Source organism: Brucella sp. NBRC 12950, assembly GCF_030268145.1.
Lineage (GTDB): Bacteria > Pseudomonadota > Alphaproteobacteria > Rhizobiales > Rhizobiaceae > Brucella.
Genome location: NZ_BSQC01000020.1, coordinates 39,448 through 62,367, shown reverse-complemented (window position 1 = coordinate 62,367; position 22,920 = coordinate 39,448). Strand labels below are relative to the sequence as shown.

The following is a 22,920-nucleotide window of genomic DNA, read 5'->3' as shown; positions in this document are numbered from 1 at the left end:
GAGCTCTACAAAGCTATCCTCACTTCAAATGAACGCGAGAACGTGCAACGAGCATATTATCGTTGCTGCGAGCTACTCGAATTCCAACCAGTTTCACACGAGCAAGAGACTCTTCTGGCCCAATTCGTGTTGCGGGCCTTTGAAGATTCCTTGCAAGATCCAGAACTCGCGGCACAACGCGCTTTCGAAATGGTTCGAAAGCTCCACTAAAGAAAACCCATTCGAACCCATTCTCCCATCGGACCATGCGAACGACTTTAAAATAAAATCAAGTGCAGCGTTTCGTCAATGTCTGCGGAGTCCTCATGCGTCTGACTGCTTGATGCACATTGACAGTACCAGATAGCCGCAGGTCGTCCGTGGCTTCAATAAAGGTGAACCTAGTTTCCAATTATACCTCAATTCGTTGTAGAGCGAATAATCATCCCCTTTGGATTAAAATCGCTAGTTCATTATAAGAATATCAAACCTGAACCACTGATCTTCCGCTCTTCAAATATTTTATAATGTATAGAGAGAAATATAATATTCGATTGGCAAACAATTAGATTCATGTTGTACTGCGTGCGAAGTTGTGGTCATATTAGCATATGATCTTTAAAGTTTTATAAAATAAGCTTTGAAACCGCCAGAAAGGGTAATGCATGGATTTGCTTAATCCCCTTGTTGATCCGGATAAAACGTTCATTTCTACGGGAAGTTTGCCCCCCTCTGACAGGGTTGAAAAACTTATTATCGAAGCACATGAGCGTTTCCGAACCGTGAAGTTGGGACAAAACTCTCAAGTTTATCCGGCTTTGGCGAGTGTTTCGGAAGATCTGTATGGGATTTGTGTTGTTAGCGTCAGCGGAGATACATTTTCTGTAGGTGATGCTGATCATGAATTCACTATTATGAGCGTTTCCAAGCCATTTATCTTTGCCCTTATCTGCGATCTCATTGGTGCGACGGGCGCTCGTGAACGTCTGGGCGTAAATGCGACCGGCTATGCCTTCAATTCTCTGGCTGGTATCGAGCGTAACCCCGACGGTCGTACAAATCCGATGGTCAATGCAGGGGCTATCGCAACGACCAGTCTTGTTCCAGGCAAAAATGGAGAAGAAAAATGGCGCTTTATTCACGAGGGCTTGTCCCGTTTCGCCGGGCGTGATCTTTCCATTAGTGAGGAAGTATATGCCTCAGCCAAGGAAACAAATTTTCGCAATCGCAGTATCGCTTGGATGCTTGAAAGCACCGGGCGCATCTTCAGCGACCCAACTGAGGCGGTCGAACTCTACACACGGCAATGTTCATTGAATGTCAGTGCAAGGGACCTTGCGGTCATGGGAGCAACGTTGGCACATGGTGGTGTTAACCCATTGACACGCGAGCAGGTCGTCAAGCCAGATGTCTGTCATTACGCACTTGCAGTCATGCTAACTGCGGGCCTTTATGAAACCTCCGGAGATTGGCTTTATGAGATCGGCCTGCCTGGCAAAAGTGGTATCGGCGGCGGGATAGCGACAGTTTCACCCGGCAAGGGTGGTCTCGGGACCTTCGCTCCACCCCTTGACGACGCAGGAAATAGTGTTCGGGGACAATTGGCCGCGCAATTCCTATCGCAGCGTCTCGGGCTCGATCTGCTTATGTCTTCCCCTAGCGGGGTTTAACACTTCCCAAAATGTCGAGAACTTCGATCGATCTATCACATTGCGAGAGGGAATTATCGGCGATGGCAGCTTCAACAGGTGGACTACACTCTGAGGATCGCAACTCGTGGCTTCCTATGGTCGCTATCGCATTTGGTCAGGCGATCATGTCCTTTAACGTCGCCTCATTGCCTGTCGCACTCGGGGGCATGGTCGAGAGTTTCGGTGTTGCGCCGACTGTCGTAGCTACAGGTATCGTAGCATATTCAATGATTGTCGCCGGTTTCGTTATGCTCGGCGCCAAGCTCGTCCAACGATTTGGAGCATTGCGGGTCTTTCGGTTGGCGGTCATTGTTTTTGGTGGTGCACAAATTCTTATGACTCTGAGCCCCAACGCGAGTGCGATGATAACGGCCCAGGCCCTTTGCGGCGCGGCTGGCGCAGTAATCGTACCTGCACTGGTCGCATTGATAGCACAGAATTACCAGGGAAGTCAGCAAGCGACCGCCCTCGGGGCATTGGGGTCTGCCCGCGCAGGTGCCGGAGTTCTCGCGTTTCTTATAGGCGGCGTGCTCGGGACTTATATTGGGTGGCGGCCCGTTTTCGGCATTCTGATTGCGGTATCCGCGCTCGTTTTTGTTTTGAGTTTTCGTTTGCGACCCGATCATGGGCGTCCAGAGGTAAAAATTGATGCCATCGGCGTCATCCTGGCCGCTGCTGCTATAATCTCTATCAGTTTCGGGTTTAATAATCTCAACGGCTGGGGACTAATGCTTGCGAGACCTTCTGCCCCATTCAACATTCTCGGCCTATCGCCAGCACCGGTTCTCATTTTAATTGGAATCGTTTTAGGGCAAGCATTCTTTCTTTGGACGCGTAGGCGCGAGGCTAGCAATAAGACCCCACTTCTGCCACTTCAGGTTCTTGATTCCCCACAAGAACGTGCTGCAGTCTTTGCAATGTTCGCGGTCGTGGCACTGGAGGCAGCGCTCAATTTCTCCGTACCGCTCTATATCCAAATCGTCCAAGGGCGCTCGCCTCTTGCAACCGCGGTTGCAATGCTACCATTCAATCTAACGGTCTTTTTCGCCGCAATGCTCATTGTTCGGTTTTACGACAAGCTATCGCCCAGACAAATTGGCCGCTGTGGTTTTGGTCTGTGTGCGGTAGCACTCATTTGGCTGGCTTTTGTGGTCCGGAATGACTGGAGCTCGATCCCGGTTCTGGCTGGCCTGATCCTTTTTGGCATCGGACAGGGTTCGTTGGTTACACTTCTTTTCAACGTGTTGGTAACCGCGTCTCCAAAAGAACTCGCCGGGGATGTTGGCTCATTGCGTGGAACGACCAATAATCTTGCCGCAGCCGTCGGAACTGCCGTCGCCGGTGCCTTGCTGGTCGGTTTGCTCAGTAGCGCAGTTATGCGACAACTTGCTCAAAACCCAACATTGCCAATTGAAATTCAGTCTGAAGTCAACTTGGACAGCATTACATTCGTGAGCAATGAGCAGCTAGAAAGCGTCATTGCGACGACCACCGCAACCCCCGAGCAAAAGCAGGAAGCATTACGTATCAACACCGAGTCGAGACTATTAGCGCTAAAAATCGGCTTCCTGATAATGGCAGGGCTTGCACTTGTATCCATCCTGCCGGCTGGAAGACTACCCAATTACAAACCCGGCGAAATTCCCGAACAGTAAAGGAAGATTACAAGCATAGAGCGCAAGTCGAGCTGCTGTTTTTACGGAATTGCGCTCATAACGTTAAAGACGACCGCTGCAGCTTGGATTACCAGATCGAGAGTTCCGCATCAAGGAGCGTAGCTGTACCTCCGTAACACTGGTCGTCGAGCCAACTTAGCGTTCTGCGATCGGCATAGCACTCGATCTTTCAGGGCTTAGCAGATGTGACGGACACAAAGCCGCCGGGACAGCTCCAGTCCATTCTTGATGGGAAATCGAATACTTCGGCAGCGCGCCTGCCAAATATGGATAGTAATTTGGTGCTTCCAAAGGCATGCCTCGGCTTCGCGCCAGATTGTTTGCATTTCTTGACAACGTCTCATCTCGTAGCAGGACCGCAGACTCCCGAAGCAATAAAAAAGGTCAGGCAATATGCCTGACCTTCTTGGTTTTGTGCCGAAAATAGCGCCAGAGCATTTCTGAACACCAAAGTGCGGATAGTCGTTTGGTTTATGCAGCCTGGAGATTACCGGCCGACATCTTGCCCGACTTGTTGTCACGCTCAAGGTCGTAAGCGATCTTCTGGCCTTCCACGAGCTCGCGCATCCCGGCGCGTTCGACGGCAGAGATGTGAACAAACGCATCCGCACCGCCATTGTCAGGCTGAATAAAGCCGAAGCCCTTAGTAGAATTGAACCATTTTACTGTGCCGGTGGTCATAATGAACCCTTTCAAAGCATAGAATGAGGGACTGCATAGCAAACGCAATGCAGGTGAAAACCGAATAATTTTGAAAGAGAAGTTCGCTTAGAGCGCGGTGCCAATCGCGCGATAGACAAAGCTCGGCAAGCAAAAGATCGATATATTTTATTTAAACGACTCCTGGTCGGAAGTCAACGATTGGTTTCTGTTTTTATAGTATGCCATTTTTAGTTGCATAAATAGAACAAGACCTGGGTTTGACCATTACAACCACGGTTCAGGAATTACCTCAATTTTTCAGTTCGACTTAAGTTCGCTCAGAAGGCGATGCCCGCATTGGCATCTCGCACAAATTAATTGCGCTTACGATGATGCATCGAACAGGCCGAAGCATGTTTAGATCGAAATATTCTCTTGTCTTCCGGGCCGCCGAGGATCGCCTCAACGACGAAAGCCGAGAGTTATTCAAAAGCTATCATCAACACCCAACCTGATCGAACATAGGTGGGTTTAAGGGGCTGAGACAGGGCGGCTCAACAAGGCTCGCCAAGGTTGAAAAGGCCCGAGTATCCATATAACGCTGATCATAAGCTTCATATTGGCAACCAGGGGATGAGTGACCGTCAAATTTTACTGATAGATGCGCTCAAGCAGCGATCTCATGGATGAAAACAACACGCCCCGGTGTCGGCCGAGAGTCAAACGCCCCCATCGGCCACCGGATAATAATGGAAGGATCTAAAACGCACGAAGGCAGATCCTCGTAATGCATCGATGATAAAGCTATGTCCTGCATGCGGGGCCAGTTTAACGATCAAGAAAAACGCTCAGTTCTTGGCGAGCTCTTGTTTTGTCAATCTTGATTTCGTGTAGCAGGCAGTTTCATCGCGAACCTGATTCAGCGAGGCGACATGAAATGACTTCGAACGGCAAATTGCCTTCTATTGGCACAGATCAGTCAAGCTCGTTTCGCAGATTTTATTTGGCATCTCCCCGCATAATCAGACCTATTACTGCGTTTTTGGACTATCCGCATTGCGAACTGGACTGTATGTGTCTCTTGTCGATGACTTTTTGACCTGCTGTGAAGTCTATGGCTTAGTTCCCTTTTTGCTTGAACCGGCTACAGTTCATGCTGCTTCTTAACGGCGGACTTTATTTCCTTCGTGTTAAATCTGAACCGCTTCAGCGAATGTGCAAGGCCATGCTTGTGCTGACGCAACGCGTGTTTTCCCCGACTTCTCGTCTCCTCGCGGCCGCTACGCTGCAAAACACGCTCAACCAAACCTTGGCGCATCCGCTTTATCAGCTGTTCGACCGATCTCTTACGAAGGGAATAGTCCCTTCGGTTAAGGAGTAAGACAATGTCTGCAATCGGTTACGTCACCTACAAAGAAAACGGCACCTACGAAGGTTACTTGCGCACTCTAACCATCGACGCTCCCATCAAGCTGGTGCCCATCACAAAGACCAGCGAGAAGTCGCCTGACTATCGTATCCTGTCAAACCGTGCCGAAGTAGGTGCTGCCTGGATCCGAACAGTCAAATCAACAGGTAACACCTATATCGCGCTGATGATCGATACACCTGAGCTCGCCCGCCGCATCCACGCCAATCTTGGACCGACTACAGGCCAGGATGATCCCAATACCTTCACCATCATCTGGAACCGCCCAGGAACCATACGGTAAACACTTAAGCCCGCCGAAAGGCGGGCTTAAGTCCCGGATGAATGGGCCTTCGTCATATCGAAAGCACGTGCTGAGCATAGCGATACTCGGAGTGAGGTTTCTCGAAATCGACCGGCATAGCTCGTCCATAATGTGGCCCCGCGACTAGTTGATATCAAGAATGGGTCCCCTTTACGGAGCTGCTCAAAGACAGGGATCTGAGCCTTTCGCGCAGCGGGCGATCAGTATCCTGACGTTTCTTTCGCGTTGGAGCGACAAATACGCGCTCATCGCGCTGAACCGTACTCCAATTCGTTCGGACAGTCGGCATAATTGCTCAAGCAGAGAACTGACCATAGGGTTATGTCCAACGATCTTCAGACATGTCGAACTGCTGACCAGGGATGTTTACCGAAGGGCTGGACACGCGAGCAGAAACTGCCGGGAAAATTGTGGCGTCTGAGTTTGGAAGTGGAGTTAATCCCCATCCCGATGAGTACGTAAATCTCGAATTTGACAGGCGAAAAGTTACCGCGGACCGCCATAGAAGTTGAGTGGATATGGTGCCTGATACAGTCCTCGCGGGACTTGGGTCAGGCGGTAGGTAAGCCGTTACCATATTGGTAACGGCTTAACCCGCCATTCCGAGATACGGTGCAGTCTTCACTAAGTATCATCCCGCGTAGAAAAGCCGGACCAGCTGGACAGTGACACTCCGGGTATTTCCTTGCTAAGGAAGCGAAAGATAGGTGTGTGCCTTTCTTCCACTCCCGACAATATTTAGCATCTATACGCATTCTTAAAAACTCCCGTTTATTGCCCCTGATTGCTAGGGAGGGCGTGCTCGCGAGAGCGAGGTAGTTTCTAGAAATCACAATGTGAGAACTTGATACGTCCTTGCCCTACCGGAAAAACAGGCACTTTTTGTTCGGAGATTTAGAGGGCAACTCAGCGGTGAGACTGGCGCAACGGGCAGCCCGCTCCTGTAAAGTCGATTTTAAGCTACGGCCAAACTATTAGAAATTATAGCCTTCGGAAATGTCTTTCTGCAGCGCCTCGTTTGCAGCCAGAATATCACGCGCGAGAATTGCGTCATAAACTTGCTTGTGGTTCAACGCTGAACTGTGGAAGAGATCCTCATTCGGCACGGAACGACGGACCGAGGGACCAAGATGCATCCAAAGTGTCTCAAGAAATTGACAAATGAAAGAGATGCGGCTCATCTCGGCAATATGCATGTGGAAATGATGGTTGGCCACCAGGAATAGATCGAGATTATTTGCTTCGGCTGACCGGAAGATGTCGTCCACATATCCTTTCAAGGTTTCAATTTCGTCATCCGTACCATTTCTTATTGCACTCTCAAGTGCCGTACTTTCGAGGACAAGACGCAGTGTACGAATATCTGCTAATTCTTTACTCGTGAACAACGGCACCATCATCGTTCGAGTTGGCGTGGACACCACGCTACCAATACTTTCCAGCCGCTGTAACGCGTCGCGAACAGGCATCAGACTGGTGCCGAGGCTCTTCGCCAATCCCCGCAAGGGAAGTTTCTGCCCTGGCGTGAAACGTCCCATCATTAGATTGCGCTTTAGCATTTCATAGATTTGCTCGTGGAGCATATCTCGTGTCACTTGTGAAAGCTCTGGCTCATCTGACCCCACGAATGACTGTTCTTCACTTTTCAACGCCGTGCTCCTTTTTGTCATTAGTAATAACACTGAACGGTTTGTCTTGACACCAAAAACATGACGATGCATGCTCGAGTTGTTATAACACTAGACAGTCTTGGGAATTTCTTCCAAATGTCGCAGAGGGAGTCATGTCCAACCGCAGAGTAATGACTCGTTTCCGGCCTCCAGCGAGGTGCTCAGAACTCAAACCCAGGCCTCATATGCAATCATCGACGTCAGCACGAGTGACCCTTCTTTGCCTTCAACCTCAAGCGGCTTAAGCAGAAGATCAACACGTCGCGTGATCGCGAGCTACTATCGACTGCGGCGGGCCACAAGACGCTTATCTCCGCCTATCTAACAGTCAATTGTTGTATTGGAGACACAACTGCTCCAGCGGCAATTACGGCGGTTTCTTTAGGTCTCAGCTGTAAATCATTAAAATCAAATGGAGGACACAAACTATGAGCGGCAAGCTCTCCAACTCTCTAGCCCATACAGACATTTCGACGATACTGCATCCTTACACGGATGCCCGCGCTCACGAACGCGATGGTCCTGTGATTATAGATCGCGGAAAGGGCATCTACGTCTACGACAGCAATGGAAAAGAGTATATTGAAGGACTTGCTGGCCTCTGGTCAGTCGCAGTGGGCTTTGATGAGCCGCGTCTGGTCAAAACAGCTGCTGACCAAATGGCTAAGCTTCCTTATTATCATACTTTCACCCACAAATCGCATGAGCCTTCGATTCGCTTGGCGGAGAAGATTGTCGAGATGGCGCCTCCGCCTCTTAGCCGGGTTTTCTTTACAAGTTCAGGCTCTGAAGCAAATGACACCATGATCAAGATGGTCTGGTACATGAACAATGCGCTGGGCCGCCCACAAAAGAAGAAGTTTCTCGCTCGAAATCGCGCTTATCATGGCATCACAATTGCTTCTGGAAGTTTGACGGGTTTACCGAACAATCATCGGGATTTTGATCTGCCTGCAATCCCCGTTCGACACCTTACCTGCCCTCATTTTTACCGCTATGGGCTTCCGGATGAGACGGAAGCGGAATTCACCGCTCGTCTTATTGCAGAGGCTGAAGAAGTTATTTTGGAGGAGGGTCCAGATACAATTGCTGCATTCATCGGCGAACCTCTTATGGCCGCCGGAGGCGTCATGGCACCGCCTGATGGTTATTGGAAAGGGATTGAGGCGCTTTGTCGTAAGTATGATATCCTCCTTGTATCAGATGAAGTGATATGTGGATTTGGGCGGCTAGGTACGACATTTGGTTGCCAAAAATACGGTTTTACGCCCGATATAATGATCGTCTCAAAACAGCTAACCTCTTCCTATATGCCGCTCGCAGCGGTGGTATTCACAGAAACCGTTTACAATGCGATCGCAGACAATACCAAGAAAATCGGTACCTTCGGACACGGCTTCACGGCATCTGGACACCCGGTTGCAACGGCAGTGGGGTTGGAAAACCTCAAGATTATTGAGGAGCGCGATTTAGTTGGAAACGCCGCACGAATGGGAGAGCTCTTCCAAGCTCGTCTCGCAGAACTCGCTGAACACCCCCTTGTTGGGGAAGTTCGTGGTACAGGCCTCATCGCTGGGCTCGAACTTGTTGCGGACAAAGAGACACGCCGTCCGTTTTCGCAATTCGGCAAAGCGGGCGCGCGGACTTTCTCCGTGGGCCACGAACATGGGCTTATTGTTCGTGCCATCGGCGATGTCGTAGCACTTTGTCCGCCTCTCATCATCAACGAAGTGCAAATAATCGAGACCGTAAAACGCTTACACAAAGCTCTCGATGATACCGCAACGTGGTGCACCGCCGAGCGGATTAATTAGGCAAATCAAGGCAGCCATATTGGCTGCCTTTCCAACATAGCGCTCGCAAGCGGAATAGTCGCACGCCGGAAACTATAATGTGCCGCGCCTGAGCTTTATCGAGCAAACTAGCCTTCGATCGACGCCAGACATTTAACATCACTTACCGCCATTTCAGGGCTTGACTATTTTCGATTTAGAATCTGTTATAACACTAAACAAAGAATAAGATAAAATGGGAATTCTTGACTATGACGGTGCATACGATCTCGATTAATCCCCTATCCAAGCGCCTCAGCGACAGATCCTTGTTGCGTACCAAGGCCTATATCGACGGCGATTGGGTGGACGCTGTCAGCGGCGATGTTGTGGCCGTCAATGACCCCGCTACAAACCTGCAAATTGGCACAGTACCAAATATGGGAAGTGTTGAAACACAGCGCGCCATCGAAGCGGCCGAACGGGCTCAGGTTGGCTGGGCGGCGCTTGCCGCGAAAGATCGTGCCAGTGTATTGCGCCGTTGGTTCGAGCTGATAATCGAAAATCTCTCAGATCTCGCAATGATCATGACCGCTGAGCAGGGCAAGCCTCTCTCGGAAAGTCAGGCCGAAATCCGATATGCCGCGTCTTTCGTCGAATGGTTTTCAGAAGAAGCAAAAAGAACATATGGCGACGTCATTCCGTCCCCTAGGGCCCAGTCTCGAATTATGGTTCTTAAGCAACCGATAGGAGTGGTCGCGGCCATCACACCTTGGAACTTCCCTGCAGCTATGATTACCCGCAAATGTGCACCTGCTTTAGCAGCCGGCTGTTCCGTCGTGGTGAAACCTTCTGAGTTCACGCCCTATTCGGCTCTCGCACTCACTGAACTTGCTGAGCGTGCCGGCGTTCCAAAGGGAATCCTTAATATCGTCACCGGCGATGCGACAGCAATCGGCGCAGAAATGACGTCGAGCCCGATCGTGAGGAAAATCAGCTTCACCGGATCCACAAGGGTGGGTAAACTCCTTATCGAACAATCAGCACAGACCGTAAAGAAAGTTGCCATGGAACTTGGTGGCAACGCGCCTTTGATTGTCTTTCAAGACGCTGATCTCGATATCGCAGTACAAGGTGTCATCAATGCAAAGTTTCGTAACACGGGGCAAACATGCATCTGTCCTAACCGCATATACGTGCACGACCATGTGCATGACGCCTTCGTTGAACGTCTCTCCGTAGCCGTAGGTGCACTCAAGGTTGGGGATGGATTTGCCGAGAGTGTCCAGCAAGGCCCGCTCATAAATGAGGCAGCCTTGGCAAAAGTCGAACGGCACGTTGCGGACGCACTCGACAAAGGGGCGCGGATCGTCGTTGGCGGCAAGCGCCACAAGCTCGGACAGACTTTCTTCGAACCAACCGTCCTCACAAAAGTCGACTCCACCATGCTTTTCGAAAGCGAGGAGACATTCGGACCAGTTGCGCCCGTGCAGCGTTTTTTTGACGAGGAAGGCGTCATTAAAGCCGCTAACTCCACTTCATCCGGCCTTGCTGCCTATATCTTCACTCGTGATCTCGATCGCATGTGGCGGGTTGCTGAAAAGATTGAATCCGGTATCGTCGGGGTTAATGAAGGTCTTGTTTCCAACGAGGTCGCACCGTTTGGGGGCGTGAAAGAATCCGGGATTGGTCGTGAAGGCTCCAAGTATGGAATCGAAGAATTCCTGGAGCTCAAATACATTTGCATCACCCAGTCTGGCAGTTGACGAAATATTCAAAGAAACGGACCGTGGTCAACAATGACTGCGGGCGTGAATAAACTAAATATAAATAGGGGAAAATTATGAAGCTTATCAACTCGTTGAAAATGGGATTACTGTTGTGCGCCACCGCTCTCATCGGCATGGGGTCGGCGGAAGCTGGAGCATCTCTTGACGCGATCAAAGCCCGAGGAAATCTTGTCTGTGGCGTAGGTCAAGCTGTTCCAGGTTTCTCTGCACCTGGTGCGAACGGTGAACTCGCGGGCATAGATATCGATTTTTGCAAATCGATGGCTGCTGCAATCCTTGGTGACCCATCAAAGGTTACCTATCGACAAACCTCCTACTCAGAGCGTTTCGTGCTTTTGTCATCCGGTGAGATTGATGTGCTCGCTCATGATACGACAACCACACTCAATCGCGAAGGGGCCCAGAGCGCACGTTTTGCTTCGCCCAACTATTTCGACGGCTACACCTTCATGGTACCGAAGTCTCTCGGAATCGATAGCCCGGATAAACTCGCCGATGCTACTGTTTGCATTCTGCAAGGCTCTACGTTCGAAGTTAACACTGAGAACTTCTTCAAATCTCGCGGGCTGAATTATACACCACTCGTCCTGAGCGCCTGGGAACAGCTCGATGCCGCCTTCTTCGGAGGCCGTTGTGATGCTTTCGGCGGAAACTATGGCAATCTGGCAGGCTCACGTGCAGGCAATGGTAATGTCGACGACTATATCATTTTTCCCAATTTCATCACGCTAGAACCCTATGCACCGGCCGTCAAGAAAGGCGACGAGGAACTTTTTCTGCTAGCGCGCTGGGTCATGTTTGCGCTGATAGAGGCTGAACGTCTCGGCATTACTCAGGATAATGTTGCCGATCTCGTCAAGAGTTCGACCGATCCAGAAGTAAAGCAGCTCCTTGGTGTGACACCTGGAAACGGGAAGGATCTCGGCGTTGATGAGGGTTGGGTTGTGAAAATCGTATCAGCCGTCGGCAACTACGGTGAGAGCTTTGAAAGAAACCTCGGAAAGGCATCACCGCTGAAACTCGAACGAGGCTTGAACGATCTTTGGACCAAAGGCGGCCTGATGTACGCCGCACCGTTGCGCTAATGCGGAATGAGCGCCTTCAAAACGCGCTGTTTGTTGCGGCAGCCATAGCAGTTTTCGCTTGGCTGTCGCACAATCTAGCCTCAAACCTCGCCGCCCGAGGCGTTAACATCGACTATGCCTTTCTCTGGAGTGCTACATCCTTCCCTATTGGTGAATCGCTCATCTCATTTAGTTCAGGGGACAGCTACTTCCGGGCCCTGCTTGTAGGTCTGCTCAATACAATCAAGCTCGCCGTTGCTGCAATCATCCTTTCTACGGTGCTTGGCGTCATTATTGGTCTTGCTGGCCGCTCGAGCCATCCGCAACTCAAAGCCCTCGCAAAGACCTATATCGAGGTAACCCGTAACACGCCGCTGCTTCTCATCCTCGTTGTCTGTGCCACCGCTGTGCGCATACTGCCACCACCGCGCCAGGCATGGGCCTTTGGGGAAATGGTCTATTTGTCGAGCCGCGGTCTTTATATTCCAACGATCGTACTCGCAGATACGGGCCAGATCCTTATCGCCTGTATAATGCTCAGCATTGTCAGTGGCATCCTCTTTTGGCGGCATATGGTACGCAGACGTAACCTGTCCGGGCGTTTTCCACGAACCGCAACAAGTGGCCTCTTTGTTTCCTTTGCTCTGTTCGTTGGTGCAATTGTGTATGCGATCGGATGGGGTGATATAGAGACGCCTAAACTGATGGGTTTTAATTTTCGTGGAGGAATGGGGGTCACACCAGAGTATTTGGCGATGCTCGCTGGGCTATCATTCTACACTTCAGGCTTTATCGCTGAGATTGTTCGAGGAAGTCTTGCGGCTTTGCCGAAAGGACAAGCCGAAGCTTCCAATTCGCTTGGCCTCACACCGCTACTCACTCTCTATCTGGTTCTGGCTCCTCAAGCATTGCGACTTATGTTGCCGCCTCTCGCCAATCAGTATCTCAACGCGATCAAAAATACGACGTTGGCTGTTCTCATTGGATATCCGGACTTAGTTTCGGTGGGCAATACAGCGCTAAACCAAACAGGACGCGCGATCGAAACTGTCTCGATCTATTTGTTGATCTATCTGTCGCTTAGCCTTCTGACCTCAGCGGTCATCCGATGGCTGGAGAAACGAGCGCAATTGGTGAAATCATGAGTGAACTCATAAAAACGCTTCCTCGTCCTTCAGATGCAAGCGTCACACGCTGGTTACGACCTTACATCCATCCCTGGCCACATGCGATCCTCACAATCATCATCACCGGAACCCTGATCTATCTTTTCGCTAGCTTTTTTCGTTGGGCTGTGACTGATGCGGTCTTTGAAAGAGCAACGGCCGATGAATGTAGAGCAGCGGCCGGCGCGTGTTGGGCTTTTCTGCGCGAACGTTACCACATAATATTGTTCGGGAGCTATCCTGTTGATCAATATTGGCGACCAACCCTCGCCGTCGTTCTGGTTGTTGGAATTCTCATTGTGAGTGGATTTCGCCGCTTCTGGAGGCCTGCATTGGCGTTGGCGTGGATAGCGGTTATGGTGATCAGCCTGATCCTGATGGGGGGCGGAGTTTTCGGTTTACCTTCAGTGTCAACCAGCCGTTGGGGTGGACTCCCCCTCACAGTCGGCCTATCAGCATTCGGTATCGTTCTCGCTTTGCCATTGTCTGTTCTTATTGTTTTGGGGCGCCGCTCAAAAGCCGCAATTATCCGGCGTTTCTGCGGTCTTTACGTTGAAATTGTTCGCGGCTTGCCCCTTATCGCGGTGCTTTTCATAGCCTCTACGATGCTCCCATTCCTGTTACCCGGCGGGAACCTCATCGATAATATTCTTCGTGCCCAGGTAGCCCTTATTCTGTTCCAGGCTGCCTATCTTGCGGAAGCCATACGCGGCGGGCTCGAAGCAGTTCCACGCGGACAATCAGAAGCTGGTCTTAGCTTGGGGCTATCGGGAGGGTTGATCTCTAGACTGATCGTTCTCCCCCAAGCCTTTCGTATCGCTCTGCCGGCCATCATCAATACGTTCATTGAATCAATCAAGGATACAACTCTTATCAGCATTATTGGTCTGATTGACGTTCTTGGTGGCGCGCGCGGCGCAATCGCTGATGGCGCATGGTTGGGATTTTATCGGGAAGCCTATCTCGTAGTTGGTGGGGCATTCTTTGTTTTTTGCTTCATACTATCTATCCACTCCCGGCGTCTTGAACGCGAATTTGCCCTCGAGACACGTTAAAGGAGCGAACGCTAGTTCCAATTTCACGCCAATTCGGTGTTTCGGTCTGTGCGTTCACAAGAACTCACCCGCGCCGCTCAAAAGGATAGCCTTAAAGAAGTCCAAAGCCAGCATCGATAAAACGGCGTTGGAACTCCACAGGGTTCATGGGGGAAAATGTGTCAACCCGTCTTAGTACTGATGAAGCTCAAGCACTTTCACTCCGCCACTTTGGCATTCGTGGCACCGTTTCCAACCTTGGTGGCGAGAGGACACAAAATATTCGCATTTGGACCGATGAGGGAAAGAGCTTCACCCTCAAAGTTTCAGACCCTGACGAGGCCGTCGAGTGCGTGGAGCTTGAAAATGCAGCACTTAAACACATCGAGGCAGTGGCGCCACAAGTATGCGCGCCGCGTGTTGTTCCTACGTTAAATGGCGAAGACACCGTCTTACTTGAGAGAGATGACAACCGCTATCTCCGGCTCCTAACCTATATTGAAGGAACCCCCTTCTCTCTCAGCAAAGATCCACCAAAAGTGCTCGCACAAGCAATCGGCAAAGGCTTAGCTCAGCTTGACGCCGCACTCCTAAGCTTCCATCATCCGTTTTCTATTAATCGCGACCTGTTGTGGGACATTAAGAAAATTGAGCGGACGAAGTCGTTCATTCCGCTAGTCAACCGAGATCGCCGATCTTTAGTGGAGGAAATGTTCCAGCGTTTCGAGGAAAATGTCGAGCAGCATTGGGCCCATCTTCCCTCGCAGTCCGTTCATAGTGACATGAACGGCCAAAACATCCTGATTGATGGTGAGAATCTGGCTGGCTTTATTGATTTTGGAGACCTTGTCTACGGGCCACGTCTGGTTGATCTCGCCGGTGCTACTTTACTTCAAGTTTGCGGCAACAGTTCTGATTTGGAGAAAGCTTCCGAAGTCGTGCGCGCTTATGATCAGGTTTCACAATTAGATGAGATTGAAATAAAAATCCTGCCCGACGTCATGATCGCCCGGTGCCTAATCAATCTCTGCGTGACTGAATTTCTTGCAGAACTCGACCCCGGCAACCGTCAGTACATTATGAAAAACAATGATGCATCGTGGAAGCGGTTAACGCAGCTTGCCTTCCTGAAACAACATCCACTTTTGAATATCCTCTAGAAATGAAAGTCATGCCATGAGTGTACCGGTAATGATCAACGCATTTGACCCCGAGAATGCAGGAAACCTTGAGGAAGATACGCGTATACTCGTAGAGCGCCGTCAACGGTACCTTGGCCAAAATTACCGGATGTTTTATGAGGAACCCGTGCATTTTGATCGCGCCAGTGGTGTTCGTCTTTTCGACAAGCAAGGCAATGCCTATCTCGACGCTTACAATAACGTTCCTTCCGTCGGTCATTGTCACCCCCGTGTCGTTCAAGCAATTGCTGAGCAAGCAGCGCGGCTTAATGTTCATACCCGTTACGTTGAAGGCGTCATCGTAGACTATGCCGAGCAATTGCTCAGCCATTTCCCCGACGAAACCAATCGTCTGATCCTAACCTGCACTGGCAGCGAAGCAAACGACCTCGCCCTGCGTATTGCGCGAAACTATACCGGTGGCACCGGCTTTATCGTCACTGCTAACGCTTATCATGGCATCAGCCACGCGATTGCGGGGCTTTCACCCTCCTTAGGTCTCAACGTACCGCTCGCAGTTGACACCCGCGTCATTGCCGCTCCCGATCCGTATCGCGCAGGCTCATTGGACGCGGTGGCAATATTCTTTGAACAAGAAGTTCGCACAGCCATCGCCGATATGAAACGCCACGGGATCCGTCCCGCAGCTTTGCTCGTCGACACAATCTTCTCCAGTGACGGCGTTTTTGCAGAGCCAACAGGCTTCATTGCAGGTGCGGTCGAAGCAATCCGCGAGGCAGGTGGTCTATTCATCGCCGATGAAGTTCAAGCCGGTTTCGGCCGCATGGGCTCGCATATGTGGGGGTTTGCGCGTCACGAGATCGTGCCGGACATCATTACAATGGGCAAGCCAATGGGCAACGGCTACCCAATTGCTGGAGTAGTTGCGCGAGAGCCACTTCTCGAGCGCTTTGCCCGTGAGGCACGGTATTTCAATACATTCGGTGGGAATCCAGTCGCCTGCGCTGCTGCGAAGACCGTCCTCGATATCATTAAAGACGAAGATTTGATGGCAAACGCCTCAAAGGTCGGGGCCCACCTTAAGACAGGGTTCCAGGCCTTATCAAAGGATCACAGTCCTGTCGGCAATGTGCGGGGTCAAGGTCTGTTCCTCGGCGTCGACATTGTCGACGCTCTTGGGCGTCCCTCTGCCAGCGCCGCAACCGATATCGTCAATGCACTACGCAGGCGCCGAGTGCTTATCAGTGCGTCAGGCCCACTGGGCAACGTCTTAAAAATCAGGCCGCCTCTTCCGTTCTCAGTATCTGATGCCGATGAATTACTCGGAATATTCCAGGAAATTCTAGAGACTAACAAATCCACATAGTTGAAATTCAAACGCAATTTCTCGCTAACACCCCGGAAAATGTAGTACTGGCGGCGAAGAACAGTCTTTCAAGGAATGGCCCTTTTATGAACATTGAAAAATCAGTACGTCCAGAAAAGCCTTACTCTGGCTTCTCGGCAATGCACGTCTCCCCGACCGACGTGGCGATCAAGATTACGAATATGCACAAGTGGTATGGCGAGTTTCATGTCCTTAAAGATATCGACCTCACGGTGATGCGCGGCGAGCGAATTGTTATCTGCGGGCCGTCCGGCTCAGGGAAATCCACCATGATCCGGTGCATAAATCGATTGGAGGCGCATCAAAAGGGTACAATCGTCGTAGACGGTATCCAGTTGAACGATCAGCTCAAGAATGTTGACGAAGTTCGCCGTGAAGTCGGTATGGTATTTCAGCACTTTAATCTTTTCCCACACCTCACAATCCTTGAAAACTGTACGCTTGCTCCGATCTGGGTCCGCAAAACCCCGAAAAAACAAGCAGAAGCCCTCGCCATGCATTATCTTGAGCGTGTGAAAATTCCCGAACAGGCAAATAAATACCCTGGGCAACTCTCGGGTGGGCAGCAGCAACGCGTTGCTATAGCCCGCTCGCTCTGCATGAAACCCAAGGTCATGTTGTTTGACGAGCCGACTTCCGCGCTGGATCCCGAGATGGTGAAGGAAGTTCTGGACACGATGGTCTCACTCGCCGAAGACGGAATGACAATGCTTTGTGTAACCCACGAAATGGGCTTTGCACGTCAAGTTGCAAACCGGGTAATTTTCATGGACCAAGGTGAGATAATTGAGGAAAATTCACCTCATGCGTTTTTTGACAATCCTCAAAACCCGCGGACCAAGCTCTTTTTAAGCCAAATTCTGCATTAGATCGGAACCAGAGAGATAAGCGAACAATCTGGCTTATAATTTAGATCTGGCGATCTCTTGCCGATTTTATCGGCTCGACATAGCTAATATCTGCGGCTCTGATCGCCAAGGTTTAACCCTCAACATGATCTTTCTTTAGCATGGCATGGTACCCTTTCCCGGCATGCAGTGTTTAAGCAGAAATCAACTTTAACCCGAGCAAGCTGCTGGATTTCAAAGGGGCTGTTCAAGCGTCCTTCAGGCCTCTTTCAAGTCGCTTTTGTGTTGGCTTTTTTCAGCCGGGACACAAAGGCAGGCTGGTATGATAAGCACCGCGATAAGCATCATTGCCACGAAAATTGCGTGCAAGGCATGATGAAGCGCCTGCCGAAGACCCTCTTGATCAAGCAGGGTTCCACTATCATTAATCAGCTCCCTCATCTGTTCAGAGGTAATCACGTCGCCAGAATTGGCGTGTGCAAGTCCATAGGCAAGCACTGCACCAAGGATCGCTGCACCCAGTGTACTGCCCAGATTACGTGAGAACACGTTCGACGCCGTTGCGCTGCCGCGTTCCGACCAATTAACGCTGTCCTGTGTCAGTATCAGCGCTCCAATATTGAGTAGTCCCATCCCAAAACCCATAATAAGGGAACCTGCACCGGCCAGCGCCGGGGAACTCGACGGCGTCAGCATGACAAGAAGAAACGTACCGACTGGAATACAAATGCTTCCGGCGATCATAATGGGGCGCAAACCGAACCGCACAAACTGCCGTGACGCAATCGTCGCACCACAGGGCCAGCCCAACAACAGCATAGTCAGGGCAAAACCCGCGACTATAGGCGTTCGATTGAGAACCGTCTGCACATACATCGGCAAAAATGTCGTTAAGCCCATAATAGACATACTGGCCAAAAAGACCGACAAGTTGGAAAATACGATCGGACGTTTTAGCCACAGAGATGGTGTGACCATAGGTTCTGGCGCGCGGCGCTCCTGCCAGATAAATGCCATCAGGAAAACGCCAAATAAAATGAACGCTATAACTCCGTTGGACGAGACAGCGGTTTCGCTCAAAGTGAGTGCAATCATTAAGGAGGAAATGGAGATCGCAAAAAGTGCCGCCCCTGCGAGATCCACAGAGACAGGCTTGGTGATCTTCTCCTCGTGCAAGAATAACAGAAATCCCGTTGCTGCGAGAATGCCGACCGGAACATTTATCCAAAATACCCATGCCCAGCTGAAATTATGGATGATCAGACTGCCAAGCAATGGACCAACCACGGCAGACAGAGCCCAGACACTTGCAAGGTATCCCTGAACCTTACTGCGCTGTGCTCCAGGGAAAAGATCTGCCACCACCGTCATGGCAGCAGGCTGGATCGCTCCTGCCCCGATGCCTTGCAATAATCGAAAAATGATCATCGACGTCATCGACCAGGCAAAACCTGCTAATACAGAAGCGACAAGGAACAGCGCAATTCCATATATAATGATCGGCTTGCGGCCGTAGATATCGGCAAGCTTTCCGAACACGACTGTTGTCGCCGTCTGAGTCAAGAGAAACGACGAGAAAACCCAGGAATAAAGGTGGATTTGTCCCAACTCAGCTGCAATCTGCGGCATTACGGTGGACACGATAGTTGCCTCCACAGCGATCATGGCCATGCTTGCCATGATCGCGGCAACAACAAAACCACGCTTAGTGTACTTCGCTTCCATAAATGGCTTTCAGATTAATCCTGGATTTTTCTCATGTCCGATCCGGCTCGGACTCGATATCGGTCTCCTTCTACCACTACCGCAATAGCTTGCCCGCCGCCAATATACATTCAGAGAGTAGAATTTGTTCAAATCAACTGGTTGGCCTTGTTGTTTATGCAAAATTCACAAGCACCTGCTGGTGCAGCGTCTCGTTTGCAGATGCAACGCACTGATTGCCTGATTTGATTGTGAGCGGCGCACCATGCCAGTCCGTAATCCTACCGCCGGCGCCAGTGATAATGGGAACAAGCGCACAGTAATCGAACGGTGACAGTCCTACGTCAATGCATATATCAAGGCTCCCGTCAGCGACACGCCCATAAGCTATGCAACTCCCTCCGAAGACACACCAGCGTGTTTGTCCCTGTAACGCATCAAGCCGTCGCTTACTTTCAGCGTCGAAGGCATCGGGATTGCCCGTAGACATGAATGCTCCAGACAAATCCCTGGTTTGAGCACACATAATCGGTTTGTTGTTCAATGTTGTTAATTCGCCCGACGCTCCGCACCAGCGATCCCCAGTGGTTGGATTGTCGATTACCCCAATTACTGGCTCGCCGCGATGCGCGAGTGATATCAAGGTTCCAAAAACTGGCAGGCCTGCGACAAAGGCCTTCGTTCCATCGATTGGGTCCAAAACCCAGACAAACTCCCGGTCCAGTCCTTCGGAGCCGAATTCCTCGCCGAGTATGCCATGATCTGGATAGCGGTCGCAAATATGTTCGCGTAATCTTAGTTCGACAGCCCGGTCTGTGGCGGTTACCGGGCTATCGTCCAATTTGACGATCGGTCGCCGATCAATCGGATCTGCGTTCTGGATCGTATTACGCGCTATATCAGCCAAGCTCAGGGCAAAGCTCGTATATTCACTTAAAAAGTGTTGAGGCACGGCGCGGTTCTTTCAGCTAGGATGGATCTATTAAGATTTTTGCCGGCAAGCACAAGGCGAAAATATCGGTTGCCAATTTAGATTTTGACAACCGAAAAATCCGGCAGGCTTATATCGTTACCAGGATCACGACATGCGCATTGCCGTTTGCCGCGCCATTTCTTCAATCAGATTTGATTTGAGATTTTCGAGCTGACAAATTCGAAGTTGCTCGCAGGAGTTTCTTGCTGCGTCGATGGTCGCATGGTGAGCAGCTTCAGGCAATTCATCTAACTCGAGTGCTCGCTGCATGACATCGGGGAATTTTGCTGGATGTGCGGTCGATAGACATACAACCTTGACGTCAGGTGGTAGTTTGTCTCTTACCGATTCTACAGCAGCGATGGCAACCGCCGTATGCGGGTCGACAAGATAGTGCTGATCAGCATTATAGATATCCCGGATCGTACTTAGCGTTTCTTCATCGCCAACGGATGCAGACAGGAATTTTTCCTGAATACGAATTGCTGTTTCCGCATCAAATACGACTTTACGATTTTTGGAGAAATCGTTCATCCACTGCTTGATGCGTTTTGTATCGCGATTGGTCTGGAAATAAAGAAAACGCCAAAAATTATACGGTGCTACGATATCGATGGCGGACGATGGTGTCTGCACGAGATCGTGACGTGGAAAAATGCCGGTCGAAATCGCTGCATGAAGTGCACCGTTCGCATTATTAGCGCATATGAATTTTGCAACCGGCAAACCCATGCGGCTGGCAAGAAATCCGGCGAAAAGATTACCAAATGCTCCCGATGGAACTGCGAATATGATGGGATCACCAACATGCTCTACGGTTCTGAAATAGGCATAGAAATAGTGCACTGTTTGGAACATGACGCGGCACCAGTTGATGGAATTGACGCTCGATAAATGGAGACTGCGTTTCAACTCCTCATCGCCAAATAGTGCAGCCACGACAAGATCCAGATCATCGCCACCATCAGGACAGTTTTCCACGGCAACCGGATGCACGTTATCGGCGCGCAATGTTGTCATTTGTCGTTCCTGCTCGCGCGAAATCATCCCGCGTGGATAAAGTGGCCAACAGTCAATATTGAGTTTTCCGGCTGCAGCCCAAGCGGCCGCGGGTCCAGTATCACCGGTCGTTGCGAGCACAATGTTTAATCTTTTCTGGCGCCGCTCCAGCAGATAATCAACCGTCTCCATCAAAAGGCCCATCGCCATGTCTTTGAACGACTGCGTGGGACCATGAAAAAGTTCGAGAACGCTGACACCGGGCTTATCGCTGATTGGTACAAGCTTCACAATGTCTGAATCTTGAAAGTCCCGGTAGCTGTTATTAATCAGGCGTCTCAAATCCTCTGCCGGTATGATTGCTCGGTCAATGTAGAGCGATGCCAGCTCAAAAGCGAGCTCCTGAAAACTCAACTTCGACAAATCCTTAAGCGCCTCTTCGCTTAGCATCGGGATTGTGTCAGGAACAAACAGACCACCATCTGCTGCGAAGCCTTGAAGAACAGCATCGTCGAAGCCGACAGGATCGATACCACCTGTTGTACTAATGAATTGCACCATCATTTTCCTCCTTTATTTCAGCGTCAGCGACGTTCCGTATGATCAAAGCGGGCTTGCCATGAGTTGGGAGCAAACCGCCTTAGCTATTTGGATGTCCTGAACTGCGACCCCGGTCAGATCTGCGATTGTAACATCGTTTTCATTCTTGCGTGCTTTCACGCCATCTCGGATCACATTACCCAGTTCCAGGATTTTGTGCTCGGCCAGATAGCCGTCACGCATCGCATGGAATATCTCGCCGCGCGTCCTGCATTGTTCGATACTGTCTGCAACCACAATATCGGCGCGGCTCAGCACGCGGCTCTCAAGTTCCTGCTTCTCAGGGGTATCCGATCCGACTGCAGTGATGTGCATTCCTGGCCGGATTTGCTCGGCAGTAACCAGGGCTTGGGTGGAAGGCGTCGTCATCACGATCAAATTGCAAGCATCGGTCACGTCGCGGCTCTGCCGTGTAGGAGTAACCTCATAGCCAAGTGCGGTCATGTCTTCGCAGTAGCGGCTGAGGCTATCATCAGAACGCCCCCAAACGACAATTTTGCGACAGTCTGTTTCGCTAGCAAGATGAGTAATCTGCAAGCGGGCCATGGTACCAGTACCATAGACACCGATTGCATGAATTTTTTTTGGCGCAAGATAGCGTGCAGCAATACGCCCTGCTATTGCCGTGCGGATATTCGTAAGATGGCCCTCATCGAGGAGAACCGACTGAAGAAAGCCAGTCTTTTGGGAAAAAACCAGCATGAGGCCCGACCCGGACGCGAGGCCAAGGGATGGATTGTCATAAAACCCGGAAGCAATCTTTATGACAAATATATCGTCATCGCGAATATAGCCATATTTGATGTGGGTATCGCCTGGAGGATGGTCAAACAATAATTCGCCCACGGGTGGAACGACGACCTTGCCATCCGAATAAGCAACGAACCCCGCCTCAATGAGCGGCGTCAGATCCGATTTCTCGACCACAGAGCGGATCGCTTCGATTTGATAAACGCTAGTCATGGATTGCCTCGCATGATTTTGGACACAGGTTTTCTCTCGCCCTATCTGTGAGATAGCTGCGGTGCTTGAGTCAGATTCTATGTGACG

Annotated in this window: 17 protein-coding genes; 11 read left to right on the top strand and 6 right to left on the bottom strand. The window is 50.6% G+C overall.

Annotation, left to right across the window (positions count from 1 at the left end; all coding sequences use genetic code 11):
* Positions 1-644 precede the first annotated feature (644 nt).
* Positions 645-1,649 carry a glutaminase A gene (gene glsA, locus QSJ70_RS24910; RefSeq protein ID WP_285540566.1) on the top strand — a complete coding sequence of 335 codons (1,005 nt, stop codon included), beginning with the start codon at positions 645-647 and terminating at the stop codon, positions 1,647-1,649.
* 62 nt (positions 1,650-1,711) lie between these two features.
* Positions 1,712-3,325, top strand: coding sequence for an MFS transporter (locus QSJ70_RS24905; protein WP_285540564.1), 1,614 nt, complete (start codon positions 1,712-1,714; stop codon positions 3,323-3,325).
* Positions 3,326-3,817: 492 nt separating this feature from the next.
* Here the strand turns inward: QSJ70_RS24905 and QSJ70_RS24900 are convergent, their stop codons facing one another.
* Entirely contained in the window at positions 3,818-4,027 is a 210-nt protein-coding gene (locus tag QSJ70_RS24900) for a cold-shock protein (RefSeq protein WP_285540562.1), read from the bottom strand.
* A 1,346-nt stretch (positions 4,028-5,373) separates the two neighbouring features.
* Between QSJ70_RS24900 and QSJ70_RS24895 the strand changes: the two genes are divergently transcribed.
* Positions 5,374-5,700, top strand: a complete 327-nt coding sequence (locus QSJ70_RS24895; RefSeq protein ID WP_285540560.1) for a DUF736 domain-containing protein — start codon at positions 5,374-5,376, stop codon at positions 5,698-5,700.
* 995 nt (positions 5,701-6,695) lie between these two features.
* Here QSJ70_RS24895 and QSJ70_RS24890 read toward each other — a convergent pair.
* Positions 6,696-7,370 carry a GntR family transcriptional regulator gene (locus tag QSJ70_RS24890; protein WP_285540558.1) on the bottom strand — a complete coding sequence of 225 codons (675 nt, stop codon included), beginning with the start codon at positions 7,368-7,370 and terminating at the stop codon, positions 6,696-6,698.
* 449 nt (positions 7,371-7,819) lie between these two features.
* Here QSJ70_RS24890 and QSJ70_RS24885 point away from each other — a divergent pair, with 449 nt between their 5' ends.
* The 8 genes from QSJ70_RS24885 to QSJ70_RS24850 all read left to right on the top strand — a co-directional run bounded on the left by QSJ70_RS24885 (position 7,820) and on the right by QSJ70_RS24850 (position 17,615).
* The gene (locus QSJ70_RS24885) at positions 7,820-9,205 is read left to right on the top strand and encodes an aspartate aminotransferase family protein (protein WP_285540556.1); all 1,386 of its coding nucleotides are present in this window, start codon (positions 7,820-7,822) and stop codon (positions 9,203-9,205) included.
* Positions 9,206-9,435: 230 nt separating this feature from the next.
* Positions 9,436-10,929 (top strand): NAD-dependent succinate-semialdehyde dehydrogenase, encoded by a 1,494-nt coding sequence (locus tag QSJ70_RS24880; protein ID WP_285540554.1) that lies wholly within the window; start codon positions 9,436-9,438, stop codon positions 10,927-10,929.
* 77 nt (positions 10,930-11,006) lie between these two features.
* Positions 11,007-12,038 (top strand): amino acid ABC transporter substrate-binding protein, encoded by a 1,032-nt coding sequence (locus QSJ70_RS24875; protein WP_285540552.1) that lies wholly within the window; start codon positions 11,007-11,009, stop codon positions 12,036-12,038.
* Complete coding sequence (locus QSJ70_RS24870) at positions 12,038-13,162, top strand: amino acid ABC transporter permease (protein WP_285540549.1); 1,125 nt, start codon at positions 12,038-12,040, stop codon at positions 13,160-13,162. Before QSJ70_RS24875 ends, QSJ70_RS24870 begins: the two co-directional genes overlap by 1 nt.
* Entirely contained in the window at positions 13,159-14,238 is a 1,080-nt protein-coding gene (locus QSJ70_RS24865; protein WP_285540547.1) for an amino acid ABC transporter permease, read from the top strand. Before QSJ70_RS24870 ends, QSJ70_RS24865 begins: the two co-directional genes overlap by 4 nt.
* Positions 14,239-14,396: 158 nt before the next feature.
* Positions 14,397-15,377, top strand: a complete 981-nt coding sequence (locus QSJ70_RS24860; RefSeq protein WP_285540545.1) for a phosphotransferase — start codon at positions 14,397-14,399, stop codon at positions 15,375-15,377.
* 16 nt (positions 15,378-15,393) lie between these two features.
* Complete coding sequence (locus QSJ70_RS24855; protein WP_285540543.1) at positions 15,394-16,725, top strand: aspartate aminotransferase family protein; 1,332 nt, start codon at positions 15,394-15,396, stop codon at positions 16,723-16,725.
* A gap of 86 nt (positions 16,726-16,811) precedes the next feature.
* Positions 16,812-17,615 carry an amino acid ABC transporter ATP-binding protein gene (locus QSJ70_RS24850; RefSeq protein ID WP_445558185.1) on the top strand — a complete coding sequence of 268 codons (804 nt, stop codon included), beginning with the start codon at positions 16,812-16,814 and terminating at the stop codon, positions 17,613-17,615.
* Positions 17,616-17,852: 237 nt separating this feature from the next.
* Here the strand turns inward: QSJ70_RS24850 and QSJ70_RS24845 are convergent, their stop codons facing one another.
* The 4 genes from QSJ70_RS24845 to QSJ70_RS24830 all read right to left on the bottom strand — a co-directional run bounded on the left by QSJ70_RS24845 (position 17,853) and on the right by QSJ70_RS24830 (position 22,833).
* Positions 17,853-19,319, bottom strand: a complete 1,467-nt coding sequence (locus QSJ70_RS24845; protein WP_285540541.1) for an MDR family MFS transporter — start codon at positions 19,317-19,319, stop codon at positions 17,853-17,855.
* 154 nt (positions 19,320-19,473) lie between these two features.
* Positions 19,474-20,250, bottom strand: a complete 777-nt coding sequence (locus QSJ70_RS24840) for an inositol monophosphatase family protein (protein WP_285540539.1) — start codon at positions 20,248-20,250, stop codon at positions 19,474-19,476.
* Positions 20,251-20,376: 126 nt separating this feature from the next.
* Complete coding sequence (thrC, locus tag QSJ70_RS24835) at positions 20,377-21,831, bottom strand: threonine synthase (protein ID WP_285540537.1); 1,455 nt, start codon at positions 21,829-21,831, stop codon at positions 20,377-20,379.
* A 42-nt stretch (positions 21,832-21,873) separates the two neighbouring features.
* Entirely contained in the window at positions 21,874-22,833 is a 960-nt protein-coding gene (locus QSJ70_RS24830) for an ornithine cyclodeaminase family protein (protein ID WP_215781444.1), read from the bottom strand.
* Positions 22,834-22,920: the final 87 nt, after the last annotated feature.